We start from the raw sequence: 13623 nt of genomic DNA, 5'->3' as shown, positions 1-13623 counted from the left end.
GATTTACTATTCTTAGTTCAATTGTACCGGAACATATATTCTTATCCAGTAAAAAATTTATCATTATCATTTAAGATGGAATAACTGATATCATTTAAGCCAAGTTCACGGTTTATAGATCTTCTATGTACTTACAGACCAAATCCCCAAATGTTTTGATGTCCTCAAGGTAGTCGTACCCTAACGGATTTTGTCCAGTCTGATTATACATTCTTACCGCTACAGTTTTACACTTAGGAATGACAAGACAGGCACATCCAGTGGCCCCCAGAGACTGAAAAGAACCGTGTGGAAGTTTATCACCTAATTCTGTAAAAGACCGCGGCTCATCTTGCACAAACCAAAAAAAACCGTTTCTCGGCAATTGTTGTTCCAGATCAGGAGGACTAATAATAGTGGTTGTTTGCTCGAATATTTCTTTAGGAAGTATCTGCTTCCCGTTTATAGCTCCCTTATTCAAATGGAGATAACCCCAATATGCCAGTTCCTTTGTGCTCATAAATAAGTTGGCTTGGTTACCTTGATCATCCTTATAGTGCTCATTAAGCCATACTAATTTTTCATTATTTTCCTTTCTCCATCCTGTTTGGCTAAAGCCCATAGGTGAGAACAAACGCTCTGTGAGTAATTGTGATAAAGGGATTTTATATAATTTCCGAATAATCTCAATTAGCAGATTAACACCAATATTATTGTACTTCCAGTCAGTCCCCTGAAGAAACAATCTATTATCCAGATCACTTAAACCATGAGTATGGGTTAACAAATGTCGTATTGTTATATGTCTTAGTGCGTCCCTATCTACCTCATTCAAGTAGTCCACAACAAGATCATCTATACTTCTGACCTTACCTTCAAGTAATGCGAGACTAATAGCAAATCCTAAAAATGTTTTTCGAACTGAAGCAACATTAAATTGTGATTCCTCATCAACTAATCGACTACGTTTAGAATTGCCATGTACTCCTGAATACCATTCATTCACGATACGATCATTATGAATAATATATGTCGCAGCAGCGGTAGCAGATATTTTATTCTTTACCTGTGAGACATAATCATTCAGTTCAATGAATGCTTTATTATTTGATATTTTTAGGTTAAACAATGAAAGGGGCACCTTCTTCACTATGTTTTTTATTGTTGTTGTTTTTTCTTCATGAAGTTTTCAAGTTCTTCCCTTGTCTTTGGGTGTAATATTACACTTTCAGATGTCATCATTCTTTCTGGTAAATTAGTTTCTTTAACTTTACGCCCCCATTTTCTTGAGAAAGCCCGCCAGTCACATACCATTTCTATCAAATATTTCTTTGGCATTGGTAAGGCTTCTCTAGTATTTTTATTTACTATCCAATATTCCCAGTGGTGCTTATTATGATTTTGATGGTGCAGCCACGCATTCTTCCATCTCAGCTCGGTATTCTCGTCCTTCTGATTTGAATAGAATTTACGTGCATATGGAAAAAATTCGTGAGGAGAGAATTTAGACATGTCATGGATTATCCCTTGAAGATATAATCCTTCTTGCCAACATTCGATTAGAACGTTTAATTTATGATCCAAAACATAAAGAAAATACCGCCAATATACTAGGAGTATAGCGACCATCCCCTTCGGCTTTATAATTTCTTACTCAATTCCAATCAATTCTCACAACCTTCTCATATTCTCATATTCAATAATACTCCTTAAATCTCTTTATCCACCAATCTCTCTTCATTAAATACTCGGATTTAATTGGCATGATTATAAATTGTTCATTTACTTCAATGGGTTCGTTTAAACCTGTATACACTAAATCGACATCTAACCTAAATGGCTTAATTTTTCTTCCGACTTGGCTTTCGAATTCTTGCACAAAAGCTAAGAGATCTGGTTTAGCTTCCCAATAATGCATTGCAATCTGACCGCCAGCAGGCATGTTCCACCATTTAATGAATGACGGCCACATCTTAATAAGAACAGCCTTTAAGTCTTCTTCTCTAATCATTGAAAAATGAGGAGGATCTATAATTAAATTTTGGTGATTTCCCCTTTTCCGCTCCCCCTTTTTAGAAATGCTCTGATTCCATAGCTCCTTCCATTGTTCTTTAAATTTTTCATTACTTTGCTCAACATTTAAAAATTGGCTATTTGGCCAAACACCTTCTTCGAACTCATCTGTTAATAATCCACATGCACTAGCCACAAACATCAGAAAATTCAAGTCATATTCTCCTGAAATACAAATGGTCCAAGAATTGTTCATTTAATTCACTCCTTTCAAACAACATTTAAGCTCACTATTATTTTTATAGCTATTTTCCTAAACATTATTTAGAAAGGATCGGCATATATTCCCCATCAAAATGAAATTGATAGCTGTCATCTATACGCATATATCCGTAAATACAGTGCCCTCTATCCTTGTAACGAACGCTGGAGAAGTTTTCATTGTCTTTGTTACCCTCTGCAACCAATAATTGGTTTCCCTCACATGCCAATACAATTCCAATATGATCATGAGAATTATCAGATAGAAGCTTATCAAAAATGACAATATCACCACGCTTTGGTATAAAACCATGATACCCATCTTGATATAAAAAATTCGTTTCAGGTAGCTTAGCCCAATCCAACCACGCACCAACCCCAGCTAATCGATAACTGTGATTCGGGTAGCGAATAGGGAGTATGATGCCAGCCTTCATGCAGCAATGATAGACAAATGCGGCACACCAATTCGCTTCCAATACTTTATAGATATCCGAGTCCGGCCAGTACTTGCATATTTGTCGAAAGTTTTCATCCTCCGAAATCCCCATAACTTCTTGAATCGCAAGCGCTTCCGCAATTTCAGCCAATCTAAGACGTCTATCTTCAGTTCCTTTGTTTATCGTTCTTCTATTAATCTTGCACTTCACCTCTACCTGTTCTATCGGAATCCCTAATTCAACAAAACCTTTTTGTAGTCTATATATCTCAACTTTAGAAAAATGATCCCCTGGATTCTGAACATACCTCTCTATAAGTATCGCGTCTTTAATAATTTCTTCATATGGTCCATGGACCCGATGTTTATCTTTTTGATAAAAGATCGATCGAAGAATGACCGATAACTCTTCGTCGGTAAAGATTTGGGTGCTGCGCAAAATCGGTCTTACCGTATCTGCACTATTAGGACCAGGAAAGTATTTGATTCCGGTTTTATAGTAATAAAAACCATGCAGCAATCCCGCAATCGCAGCAATTTCCGAATTTTGTTCTCTTCTTATAGCAAGCAATATAGCGAAGCTAGAAACTCCGAAAAGATTAACCAATGCTTCCTCTTTCTTGGAGGTATTCTCTGTAGTATGTAGTGTTTCAAGAACAAGAGCACGAACAAGTTCAACCCGTTTAAGCTTTTTCTCAGAAATCAAACTTTCGCCTCCTATCACTAAATTAGGTTTAAATGCTCTTATCTTAAGGCTGCGTCGCGTTCGTCAGACATTGAACGACAAGGGGCATAAGTCCCGAAGTAAGAATTTAATTTTAGATGATGTCACCTGCTTATTAAAAAAGCACTATTCATCAATGCTTTATGTATTCATACGACTTGTATCCCCGATGCGAGAACATAAATTATATGCTGATGCCTTCTTTATTGAAATTTCTATATATCTCTTTTATTTGTTCTTCATATTGTTTTCTATGGAATACGAAGGGCTTTAAATTTGAATAATCCCAATATCCTCCTGCTGAATCTTCATTTCTATAAGGCTGTTCAAAATCACTCCAAACAATAATTTCATCACTTACCGATATCTTTATCAATAAAGGCCAGCATCCTGGCTCTCCGCAATCACAACCTAATATTTGAGTTTTTCCATCATAGTTGAAAAGATCATTTTCATTAAGCTCTCCAAAAAAATGTTCATCAATATCTTTATAAAAATTTATATTCAGACCGTCATAGTTGCCTGCTATTTTAGGATCAAACTGAACTTCATATCTCTTTATAATTTCAATTAAATTCTCATTATTTATATATATATTTAAAACCTTGATATTTGTTTCTTCTTGCGATGGTTCAATTTTAAAGTGAATTAAATTCATTCATAACAACCCCAATACGGTATTAATTAGCTCTACAGCAATTGCATATAACGTTCCCAATATTCAAGACGTCTGACCCTCTCCACGAAACCCTTCCAGCAGACCAAGGCTCCGATGGAGCCGCTGCTTGATTGTGATGTTATACGACGGAATTTCTTTTTGAATCTATCTTCGCTATATATCTTCTCCAGGCACATATTCAATCAGATCAGATAACTTGCAGTTAAATGTATCGCATAACTTGAATAAAGTTTCTAATTTAGTTGTTTCTATATTGGTTTCCCGGTATAACTTATTGATTGAATTCCTACTTAAGCCGGATTTCGCCATCAATTCTGTTATATCATCGATTCGATGTTCTGCCATGAGTTCTCTTATATTGCACTTGATTACGGTCATCTTTTCCCCTCCATAATTCCATCTTATCTCCCATATCAGCAATCATCAATGAAAAGAGAACTAATAACTCTATAAAGTTAAAAATTCACCTTGTAATTAACTCTTTAAGGTTATATAATAACTCTATAGAGTTAATTAGGAGGAGTGTCAATGGTTAATACATTAGATTCACTAGTAGAACCACTTATAAGAATACGTCTGGAATTACTCTACACTGAACTATCAGAACATAATAAAGAGTACAGTCAGCTTTCTTCAGAAACGGATCAATTTTTCAGAACGCTTCGTGAAGCTTTACCCGATCAACTTCAACATACCATCTTTCTTTACGAAGACGCTCAAATTTCTCTCCACTCCATCCTAGAAAGAAGTATCTACATACAAGGTTTCAAAGATGCTCTCCAACTTTATTGTGAGTTACAAAACTCTAGCATTTAGAGGGTCTTCGGACCCTCTTTTGTTTTACACTTAATTATGTGTATAACTTTCTGATATTTATGAACCTTAAATGCTTAAAAATCGTATCCGCGAGGTGCTTTGCCACTTAGACCGGCAAGGTTGTCTTCCTGATCAATCTTCATCCAGACCTAAAAGCGTCATTGATGCTGCCTAAACTTTCTAAATTCTCTAATTCTTATAATGCATTACAATTTGCTTTGTCCGTTTAAATCCTGACAATTCGTAAAAACCATCCAAATCCTCTGTACAAAACAAACTAATAACATCAATATCTTTCATTTCATCTAAAAGTCTTTTGACCATTAGTTCTCCTATTCCTTTATTTCTGTACGTACTTAATACAACAACATCTTCTACATAAGCCCGATATATTCCATCTGAAATAGACCTACAGAAACCAACCAATATATCATCTTTCCAAGCTCCAACTGCAACACCACTAACAAGTAGCTGTAATATTCCATTCTCATCTCGGTTAGGCCACCAACCAGCATCTTGATAAAGACCCATTAGTTCAGATTGTAGAATCGGTTTCTCTGTAAGTAATTTTAACGTTACCATCAATAACCCCCAAAGATAATTTTTTGGATCTATCATATAATATTCCTCATTCATAGGCTCCGACATAGTCGGATAAGTTCAAATTACTTACCAGTTCTTAATGACCCAATTTTGAATTTGTTTTGCTACTTCTTCTGGTGGAAGACTTGTTGTATCAATTGTCGGCATTGGGGGATTAAAAGCTTGACCAGCATTCTGTATTAACCATCCGGCAAATTTTCTATGATCTTCAATTGCACTTTCTTCCCACCCTCTTGCCTTCAATCGTGCTTCACGTGTCAAATCATCACAATGCAAGTTTATATAAAAGATCTTATCAAACTTATCTTTATGATCTGCTGATTCGATATTTTCAGGAACCATCGTTCCACATAGAACCGTACCACGACCACTTAAAGAAATACTATAAGCAATTCTCAACCAATTAGCTTTGGCAATTTGCCAATCAACATTATTAATAATATCCATATCAAACACATCAAAGCTGGGAAGTAGATTGCGAATCAGAGAACAAATAGTCGTTTTTCCTGTTCCACTTGCACCGGTCACTATAAACAAAGGTAACTTCTTCATTGAATTTCCGCCTTTACGATTTAAGATAGTTTACAATTGACACCATACAATATTCCTGTATTCTTTATCCCAATGGTTTGTCTGATGAAATACCTCTTCGAAATTCATCCCACAGAACTAAGCTCCAATGAAGCCGCTGCTTGAATGTTATGTTATACAGCCCTCAACCTTTATCGCCCGTAATCTTACCTTCGTATCTTGCCAAATATAATCCGTATAATATATTTTTCTCATGATTAACCTCCATAACTAATTTTTTTATCTTTTGTATTCGTTTTCAAAGTTTTCTTGCTTTAATAACGAAGGTTACAGGAAACATCTTCGCTCTTTTTACCAGATCATTATTTTCATCATGCAGTTGGATTATTTCCTGATCGGTTTCTTCAATCATTTGTTCAATACCAAACCCTGCTTTCGCTAACGCATTTATATAGGTTGATAGTTTACGTTCAGACAAAGTTAGCTTGCCTTGACAAAAATAGGAGCTACGGAATACCAAGATTCATCAAAATAAGACTTGTTAAAAGCCAATCTATTATTTTCATTAACAACACATTTGTGAATTGGATGAGACCAACTGAAAATAAATATGCCATCTTTTTTTAAATATGAAGCGATCCGACAAAAAGTTCCTTCAAGGTCTGTTGTCCAGCCTATGGCGTAAATCGAATAAACAAAGTCAAAATAATCCACGGGGAGGTCACATTCTTCTTCCATGGGAGAACAGATCAATTTAGCTGAAAGACCACACGTTGTCAGATGTTGCTTCGCCTTTTCAATTTGATTTTCTGATATATCCATCCCCCATAGTTCAGCTGCCTTACGCTCTCCCTGATATTGCAATGATTGGCCATCTCCACAGCCTATCTCTAACATCTTTTTTCCTGAGACATCGCCAAAAAGTTGGCATTTTTCCTCTGTTACAAATGCTCCATAAAAAGGAAGCACGATTGCTCTTAAAAAGTCATTTCCTTTTGTATCCCAATAGGAGCTGTTTGTTTCATAAACACGATGTTTATTCATCCTGTGGTCTCCTCAGTATAATTTTGTTCGTTGCTCATTAGTTTACCTAATGGCTCTTTGTAATCGCTCTTGCTTTTGATTATCTATAATGGTTCAACTCCTAAAACGTTTGCTTTAATGACTTATAACGTAATGACTTCATGAACCTTCACCAACTTAAAGGCCAAATGACTCGATGCCTGAACATGGTGTTATCTGATGTACACGTTGCGAAGGGATACTAAAAGAAGCTATATCAGATGTTATGCCAATAGAACGTATAATGAGAATGCTGTTGAAAGCCTATTGACTTGTAAAAAGCACTATCCGAAATAACATATGCCTTTTCTGCACCTAAGGAGCGGCCTCTTTTTAAGGCCTCTAAAACTACTGCTTTTCCAAGTCCCTTCTGCCGATACTCCGGAATTGTGCATACAGGTTCAACATAAACATAATCCGTTTTTGGACTATACCATAAGCCACAATACGCAACATATTCCCCATCTTCATTTTCAGCAACAATATGTAAGAATGAATTCATATGTCTTGCTGACAACATTCTTTTATTCTTACCCATGTTGATTTCATCAACAGGCACAGAACCTTCGTGGTCAAAGCCCTTCCATAGTAATTCCTGATACTTCAATAAATCATGTTTAACATCCATATTTTTTACTATTATTCCTTCAGGAATTACATAATCAAGGCTAACATTCTCTAGTGCAAGTTCAAGTATGTTTTCAGTCAGATCATTCTCCACAAATTTTTTACTGCGTAACAAATTTAAAGTGTGAGTATCCTTGTCATTCACCGCAATCCCAAGACCTTTATCATTACTGAAAGTAGTAGCGGTATATTCTAATATATCTTCTTCTAATTCTTCAAACCCTTGTTTCGTAGCAAAAAATGCTTCACCAAAATAGTGGTCATAGGTAGCTAGACCTACTAACTCGTCATTACAATACCACAAGCCAATCTTATCCATTAAGTCTCTATTGAATTCAGGATGATAAAACATCCACTCCCACCTTGCCCAGTTCCAATTGATATGCCTACGGTCATCTTTTGATAATTCAATCAAAAAATCGCAAACTTGTTCATAATAAGAATCATCGAAATTTCTAAAAATAATCTTCATTTCAATCCCCCATATAATATAATTTTTTTACGTCACAATAAAATACTAATGCACCTTATAAACGTTAAATAAATGTGTAAATATGTTGTTGGGTAGAGCCTTCTTCCTGAGTTACTCACGCTTCTTGTAAAGTTCTTTACCGTTATTATCGAATATTATTAAGTTCCCTACTTCATTAATTTGAGTGTTAGGAATCAAATACCCCTTCTTTTCCGTAATCCCTCTTGAATAGGACTTACCATCAGTATAAGTAATTAAAATACGATCAGCTCCAGAGCTTAAAATATCGTTATTAACTATGACTGCTACATATGGGTTACCGTCTCCTACAGTCATAGTATCTGAATAATTTATTCCCCACGAAGATTTTTGCTCATATAGCTTCCCATGTTGATCTGAATTAAGAGTAATTAATGAATCCTCGAGCAAAATGATTGCTGAGTCCTTAATCCAAGCACTATCTTGTACATCTAAACTATGACTATTTACATAATCAGTGATTTGTTCATTGGTTGGGGCGTTATATATTAGCTCATTCTTGTTACATCCCATTAATACGGTTGATATGAATAATATAATCGCTATACATTTTTTCATTTTTCGCTCCTTATATATCCGACATTTCACATAACACTCCTATATTAACGATGTCCGACGAAGTCGAATGTGTTTACTGAGCCTGCTCCCTTGAAATCCATCGAGTAGACTAAGGCTCCGTAAAGAGCCGCTGCGTGAACATCGTGTTATCTGATTGATCGGATCGCTTCCTTGAATAAAGACAGGACGTCAGTCGGCATGATTTTTATAATTCACTTTGACCAAAATATCATCTCCCGTTATTTAAACAGGCTACCTTATATCGGTAGCCTGTCCATTTTAAATATCAGATTAACAAAGGAAGCTCATATCATAATTCAAAATGCTCCCGAATTAATCTGAATTGTTCTTCGACACCCAAGTCAGGTGTTCTTTCAAGCGTTTTGATATTATGATTAACGCAGGCATTTCTAATTTCATGGGAAAATTTCACCATAGTTTTGTTGCCATGTTTAATCGTTTCCGCTGGATTTGATATAAGGTTAATAACGTCCAAAATCATCTTATGATCTTCTCTAAAGTAATATAGCCTTTCTATTTCTTCATCAGATGTATAAAGACACATCATTCTTTCTTTAGGAATAAAGGGTAGGATGTGTTCTGGCATTATTCCTAAATCGATAATGATTGGTTTATCCGTTGGCATTTGCAATAAATCAATAACGAAAAATTCCATCATCTCTTCAACGATTTCACAAAGCCACCGAAATATCACATCAGTGGGCCTATTAAACCACTCCTCCCAATTTAAACCGGGATGGGGATATTGAAGAGCTGGGTATTCAGTTGGACTAGTGAATGGTCTATACTTCAAGACATCATCGCTCAACGTTTGAAACCCTAAATCTGCAACAAATTTCTTTGTCATCGTTGTCTTCCCCGCGCAACAACCACCATTCAACCAATACACATGCTTTAATTGTTCTTTTAAATAATGTTCATTTATTTTCATTTTAATCCTCCTCAATTTTTAATATTGAGGGAGATTACGGATTCTTATCGGTTTTTTATAACCATAAAACCACATAATAAAATCCTCCTTTTCTTATTTATACCTAAATAGTATTCGGCAAATTATAGTTTACTCCTTCATTTACCATTAATCTGTCCCTTAGATTAGTCGCGATACGTGGATGTATTGTTATAGAATACCTCAGACTTCATAGAATCACTACAAATTGTACTTTACTTTTATATACTTCATATTCAATATTCCCATATCGACTGATGTCTCTAAGTACCCAATGATCTGCTCAAAAGTAAAAACATTAAGGGTTTCAATCAAAATTTCTTTGTCATAATCCAAATCGGCAAGTACACATGGCACAAACTTTTTGACATCTGCAGATTTAACTTCATCTAAATCCGGTAGTGTTGGAATATGATTGAGCCTGCTTCTTAATTCCTCTTCATATCCATAATGTTCAAGCAACTTCCCATTCAATAATCTAAAGTCGTTATGATACTGTTTATATAATCCCTCATTAGCTTCCATTCTGTTTCTTAACCAAGGTAAATTAAAACCTTTCAACCATATATCATCGGCAATTAGATGTGTGAAATAACCCAGAACATAAAGGTCTTCTGCCCGTGATCGATACTTATGTAAAAATCCTTTATAGTCTACGTTCCTTGAATAATCCTGAATTTCACCAGCAAAAAAATGTGATGAATCTTTTGTTGTAACAGCATCCGGTGCAATATTTCCAAGTAAAAAAGGCGTCTTATCTACTATAGATAAGGAATTTGCAATTCTATTCCCCACAATCAGATGCATTATTCTTGAACCCATACTTCTTCCTTCCCTTCAATCAAAGTTTGAAGTGTGTTTGCCTGACTCTACTTCCTTGAATTCATCTTTTCGATCATTATTTTTGGAATACTGATGTGATAATCATTTCAGCACATTCTTCCGGCGTATTCAAACTCGTATCGACTGAAAAGCTATAGCGAATGTGTTCCGACATTATTTTGTTTTGCTCATCGGATTGATCTTCTCTTCTGTCACCACGTTCTATATTTCGCTTACGACAAAGATCTAACGGGCAGTACACCTCAACGATATCCAAAGGATATCCATCAAATATATCTTGGACTTTATCATAATGCGGCTTTAATTCCGGTCTTTCAACAAGTATCCCATCGATTAAAACATTCTTTCCATGATCCGAAAATAATTTTGCTGTATGATACATTAAAATGATCGCTTCACTTAAATACTTCCAGTAGTCTGTTTGCAAATGTTTATCACCAATCGTATTTTCAAAAAGATCATTGGCCACAACATAAAAGAAGGGTTCAGCGTAATTTTGCATCGCTTCTACGATTGAAGTTTTACCTGAACTGGTTACGCCATTCAAAAATATAATTTTACCTTTATCCATTTTCTCATCTTCCTTTGCACGAGTTATATTTAAAGTGTCTATGTTTCTTCGGATTGCTAAATATCTAGAACTGTACCTCTTTTAATTTCATTTTTTATGAACTGTGATTCAACCAGTATTTCCAGTAAAATTAGTTGCTCCAATCATCAATCGATTTACCATATCGAACGAGTACATGCCACATGTATTTTAATTCCTGGAGCACTTCTTCATAGTTACCCCTGTCGGACCAGAGATCCGGATTGCGTTTCAAATCGTTGACAGCATTCCCGATCACACTTGCGTCGATGTTACCATTTCTTGCAATTCGCTTGGCTAATGAGGGCATAGTTGGACCCCTAAAATCAGGTGGCACATCCTCTGAACGCATTACAAACCCCATATGCCAAAACAGTTCAATGGAATATTTGATACAGATTTGCTCTAAATAGTTCCCTATATCCGTTCCTTTGAACGATGGATCAGCAACCAGAACTTCCACATCATCTTCAAGACGTATCTCTCCATGAACTTGAGTTTCGATAAAATGGTTAAGATTCCGATATGGAACCAGTTTTGATGGATCCTTTAACGGACGTTCCAGATTATACAACTGCTCTATCAATTTTTGAGGAGTAAGATCCTTTTCTCCAATAGCATAATCCCGAAAGAAAGCATCCGTAAAAAGCGCAGATAAGATATCGTCTAATTCCTCATATGTGCCCTTTTCCTTCGGATCATCTTGAGAGCCACCGTAAGTGAATGTACAGCGATGTGAAGCATTCGGTTTTAAAAGGAAATAACAAGAGCCGAATCGTGGAGACGGTCCATCCGGATGAAACAACAAATGAAGAGCACCATACTTTGGCCGTTCAGAGTTGGCTGCACCCTCTAACTGATATGCTCCGCCAAATAGTTTTTCCTCCCAAAGATCCCTCGGACCACCTGAATAAGCCGATACACTGCCATTGGATATGAGAGTCTCGAACTGACTTTTATAGATCCCTTGCTCAAATAAGGATTGAGCCACACTTTTCATATCCACAACCGGACGGTCAGGATGAAAATGCAAAGCCACTCTTGCATGGGATTTAATCTTCCGAACTGCTTCTTCAAAGGTATTCCAAGGAATATTGGATAACTGAAAAATTTCTTTGAGTGATGCTTGAGCTTCTCTTTTTTGGGATCTCGCGTAGTTACTTATGTATTCAATTGCTGCGTGTTGAGATCTTGTAAGTTGTCTGTTGTTCGACACAAGAAACACCACCCTTTCTAAAATGGAGATCTCAATATACTCTATCTATATTTTTTTTTGACTAGCTTAGAATTGCCTGTAGTAAACTGTCCAATGGGATACACCTTCTTCAACAGTCAGAAATCAAGCTATCTACGCCCGAAAAGATTAAAGGAGCATATGGGACGCAACAGGAAAACGATGATATACTCTGGTTCATTTTTCTCCAAACTCACTATCATTGCTTGTTTGTAAAAAGGGTTGAACAATTAATTTATAAGTCTTAGCGGAGGTATGAGCGCGAAGCGGTTAGGTGGTGCAGGGTTGTCTGCTGAATCTGCAACCTCGATATTCCTCTGCAGACCAAAGGGGCGAATCCCCCGTAGATACGATGTTTATAATAGATTGTACTTCCATAATTAATGTTCTTGTACGTTTTGTTAGACGGTTAAGTCTATGAATAATAGCCACCTGCTAATAAATAAGTTCTTGTTTCTTTATAGTGTTTATAGATCTTACTAAATGCCCTGTTTGCTTTATGCTGATAATCTCCATCACTTATGCATGGATTAATTACTTTCACAACTTGCGTCATATTCGTATCACCTGGAGTCTCACCAGATATTAATTTTTCTAAATCTAGTTCAAATATCCCCTCAAAATTTTCTGCACAATCCCCGTACACATATATTGCAGTGGTATCATTGATTTTAAGTAATTTGAATTCAATACAGAACCCCATAGAATTACCATCTTTCTTTGAATTTATTATTACTTATCTTTATTATTTGCCCTGTACGTTTTGTTAATGTCAGTATTAATTCTTGATCTATTTCATATTTGTTGATTTCATTAATTGGTATTCTTATTTTTCGTTTTTTTCCATTAGCCCTTAACACTTTTATGATCTCATTATCTGTTTCTACAATTATTACTTTCATCACTTTTGTTTCCTTAGTAATCAAATCAATTATCATTAAAAGTGAATAGTATAATAATCCAGAAGTGAAAATTAGAAAAAATAGTACAAAGCCAATCCGATCGTTATAAATATTGATTATTAATTGAGTCCCAGATGTAATCGTAAATACGATGGATGAGATAAGTAACCAATGAATTGATTTTTTAAATGTTTTCATCTCTACCTCTTTCATTGGATTGGACTTTGGTAGTTTCGTCTAACGTTTTTGTATTCATGGCGTCAGCCCGCAGCATGAATACTC

Annotated in this window: 17 protein-coding genes and 1 pseudogene; 1 reads left to right on the top strand and 17 read right to left on the bottom strand. The window is 35.7% G+C overall.

The features are described from left to right. Positions 1-112: 112 nt before the first annotated feature. The 6 genes from PPA03S_RS16815 to PPA03S_RS16790 form a co-directional block, all read right to left on the bottom strand. Positions 113-1120, bottom strand: coding sequence for a serine hydrolase domain-containing protein (locus PPA03S_RS16815; RefSeq protein WP_411835402.1), 1008 nt, complete (start codon positions 1118-1120; stop codon positions 113-115). Positions 1121-1137: 17 nt separating this feature from the next. After that, on the bottom strand, positions 1138-1608 hold the full coding sequence (locus PPA03S_RS16810) for a DUF5662 family protein (protein WP_082704187.1): 471 nt from the start codon (positions 1606-1608) through the stop codon (positions 1138-1140). A gap of 67 nt (positions 1609-1675) precedes the next feature. Continuing rightward, the gene (locus tag PPA03S_RS16805; RefSeq protein ID WP_062324456.1) at positions 1676-2248 is read right to left on the bottom strand and encodes a hypothetical protein; all 573 of its coding nucleotides are present in this window, start codon (positions 2246-2248) and stop codon (positions 1676-1678) included. 64 nt (positions 2249-2312) lie between these two features. Continuing rightward, the gene (locus PPA03S_RS16800; protein ID WP_245683642.1) at positions 2313-3398 is read right to left on the bottom strand and encodes a CHAP domain-containing protein; all 1086 of its coding nucleotides are present in this window, start codon (positions 3396-3398) and stop codon (positions 2313-2315) included. Between the two features lie 202 nt (positions 3399-3600). Beyond that, positions 3601-4074 carry a hypothetical protein gene (locus PPA03S_RS16795; RefSeq protein ID WP_062324455.1) on the bottom strand — a complete coding sequence of 158 codons (474 nt, stop codon included), beginning with the start codon at positions 4072-4074 and terminating at the stop codon, positions 3601-3603. 174 nt (positions 4075-4248) lie between these two features. Then, entirely contained in the window at positions 4249-4473 is a 225-nt protein-coding gene (locus tag PPA03S_RS16790; RefSeq protein WP_062324454.1) for a helix-turn-helix domain-containing protein, read from the bottom strand. A gap of 150 nt (positions 4474-4623) precedes the next feature. Between PPA03S_RS16790 and PPA03S_RS16785 the strand changes: the two genes are divergently transcribed. Beyond that, the gene (locus tag PPA03S_RS16785) at positions 4624-4911 is read left to right on the top strand and encodes a DUF6809 family protein (RefSeq protein WP_062324453.1); all 288 of its coding nucleotides are present in this window, start codon (positions 4624-4626) and stop codon (positions 4909-4911) included. A 189-nt stretch (positions 4912-5100) separates the two neighbouring features. Here PPA03S_RS16785 and PPA03S_RS16780 read toward each other — a convergent pair whose 3' ends face one another. The 11 genes and pseudogenes from PPA03S_RS16780 to PPA03S_RS16730 all read right to left on the bottom strand — a co-directional run bounded on the left by PPA03S_RS16780 (position 5101) and on the right by PPA03S_RS16730 (position 13539). After that, positions 5101-5493, bottom strand: a complete 393-nt coding sequence (locus tag PPA03S_RS16780; RefSeq protein ID WP_062324703.1) for a GNAT family N-acetyltransferase — start codon at positions 5491-5493, stop codon at positions 5101-5103. 87 nt (positions 5494-5580) lie between these two features. Beyond that, positions 5581-6066 (bottom strand): AAA family ATPase, encoded by a 486-nt coding sequence (locus PPA03S_RS16775; protein ID WP_062324452.1) that lies wholly within the window; start codon positions 6064-6066, stop codon positions 5581-5583. A gap of 277 nt (positions 6067-6343) precedes the next feature. Beyond that, a pseudogene (locus tag PPA03S_RS16770) lies at positions 6344-7089 on the bottom strand (class I SAM-dependent methyltransferase). Positions 7090-7324: 235 nt separating this feature from the next. Beyond that, the gene (locus PPA03S_RS16765) at positions 7325-8206 is read right to left on the bottom strand and encodes a GNAT family N-acetyltransferase (RefSeq protein WP_062324451.1); all 882 of its coding nucleotides are present in this window, start codon (positions 8204-8206) and stop codon (positions 7325-7327) included. Between the two features lie 111 nt (positions 8207-8317). Further along, on the bottom strand, positions 8318-8803 hold the full coding sequence (locus tag PPA03S_RS16760; protein WP_062324450.1) for a hypothetical protein: 486 nt from the start codon (positions 8801-8803) through the stop codon (positions 8318-8320). 310 nt (positions 8804-9113) lie between these two features. Next, entirely contained in the window at positions 9114-9755 is a 642-nt protein-coding gene (locus PPA03S_RS16755) for a hypothetical protein (protein WP_062324449.1), read from the bottom strand. Between the two features lie 219 nt (positions 9756-9974). Beyond that, complete coding sequence (locus tag PPA03S_RS16750) at positions 9975-10595, bottom strand: zinc dependent phospholipase C family protein (RefSeq protein WP_062324448.1); 621 nt, start codon at positions 10593-10595, stop codon at positions 9975-9977. A gap of 76 nt (positions 10596-10671) precedes the next feature. Further along, positions 10672-11187: a phosphotransferase-like protein gene (locus PPA03S_RS16745; protein ID WP_062324447.1), complete on the bottom strand. Its 516-nt coding sequence runs from the start codon at positions 11185-11187 to the stop codon at positions 10672-10674. 130 nt (positions 11188-11317) lie between these two features. Then, positions 11318-12421, bottom strand: a complete 1104-nt coding sequence (locus tag PPA03S_RS16740; protein ID WP_062324446.1) for a DUF3626 domain-containing protein — start codon at positions 12419-12421, stop codon at positions 11318-11320. 433 nt (positions 12422-12854) lie between these two features. Next, positions 12855-13142 carry a hypothetical protein gene (locus tag PPA03S_RS16735; RefSeq protein ID WP_062324445.1) on the bottom strand — a complete coding sequence of 96 codons (288 nt, stop codon included), beginning with the start codon at positions 13140-13142 and terminating at the stop codon, positions 12855-12857. Between the two features lie 4 nt (positions 13143-13146). Next, a complete protein-coding gene (locus tag PPA03S_RS16730) occupies positions 13147-13539 on the bottom strand; it encodes a hypothetical protein (protein WP_062324444.1) in 393 nt (130 codons plus the stop codon). Positions 13540-13623: the final 84 nt, after the last annotated feature.

It is taken from the genome of Paenibacillus pabuli NBRC 13638 (assembly GCF_001514495.1).
Classification (GTDB): Bacteria; Bacillota; Bacilli; order Paenibacillales; family Paenibacillaceae; genus Paenibacillus; species Paenibacillus pabuli.
Note: the sequence above shows the minus strand (reverse complement) of the source record. Positions and strands in the feature narration are given on the sequence as shown.

Bases quoted from the DNA above. Each gene is read 5' to 3' on its own strand.
- PPA03S_RS16810 (WP_082704187.1), bottom strand. From the start codon at position 1,608: ATGGTCGCTATACTCCTAGTATATTGGCGGTATTTTCTTTATGTTTTG.
- PPA03S_RS16805 (WP_062324456.1), bottom strand. From the start codon at position 2,248: ATGAACAATTCTTGGACCATTTGTATTTCAGGAGAATATGACTTGAAT.
- PPA03S_RS16795 (WP_062324455.1), bottom strand. From the start codon at position 4,074: ATGAATTTAATTCACTTTAAAATTGAACCATCGCAAGAAGAAACAAAT.
- PPA03S_RS16790 (WP_062324454.1), bottom strand. From the start codon at position 4,473: ATGACCGTAATCAAGTGCAATATAAGAGAACTCATGGCAGAACATCGA.
- PPA03S_RS16785 (WP_062324453.1), top strand. From the start codon at position 4,624: ATGGTTAATACATTAGATTCACTAGTAGAACCACTTATAAGAATACGT.
- PPA03S_RS16780 (WP_062324703.1), bottom strand. From the start codon at position 5,493: ATGGTAACGTTAAAATTACTTACAGAGAAACCGATTCTACAATCTGAA.
- PPA03S_RS16775 (WP_062324452.1), bottom strand. From the start codon at position 6,066: ATGAAGAAGTTACCTTTGTTTATAGTGACCGGTGCAAGTGGAACAGGA.
- PPA03S_RS16765 (WP_062324451.1), bottom strand. From the start codon at position 8,206: ATGAAGATTATTTTTAGAAATTTCGATGATTCTTATTATGAACAAGTT.
- PPA03S_RS16760 (WP_062324450.1), bottom strand. From the start codon at position 8,803: ATGAAAAAATGTATAGCGATTATATTATTCATATCAACCGTATTAATG.
- PPA03S_RS16755 (WP_062324449.1), bottom strand. From the start codon at position 9,755: ATGAAAATAAATGAACATTATTTAAAAGAACAATTAAAGCATGTGTAT.
- PPA03S_RS16750 (WP_062324448.1), bottom strand. From the start codon at position 10,595: ATGGGTTCAAGAATAATGCATCTGATTGTGGGGAATAGAATTGCAAAT.
- PPA03S_RS16745 (WP_062324447.1), bottom strand. From the start codon at position 11,187: ATGGATAAAGGTAAAATTATATTTTTGAATGGCGTAACCAGTTCAGGT.
- PPA03S_RS16735 (WP_062324445.1), bottom strand. From the start codon at position 13,142: ATGGGGTTCTGTATTGAATTCAAATTACTTAAAATCAATGATACCACT.
- PPA03S_RS16730 (WP_062324444.1), bottom strand. From the start codon at position 13,539: ATGAAAACATTTAAAAAATCAATTCATTGGTTACTTATCTCATCCATC.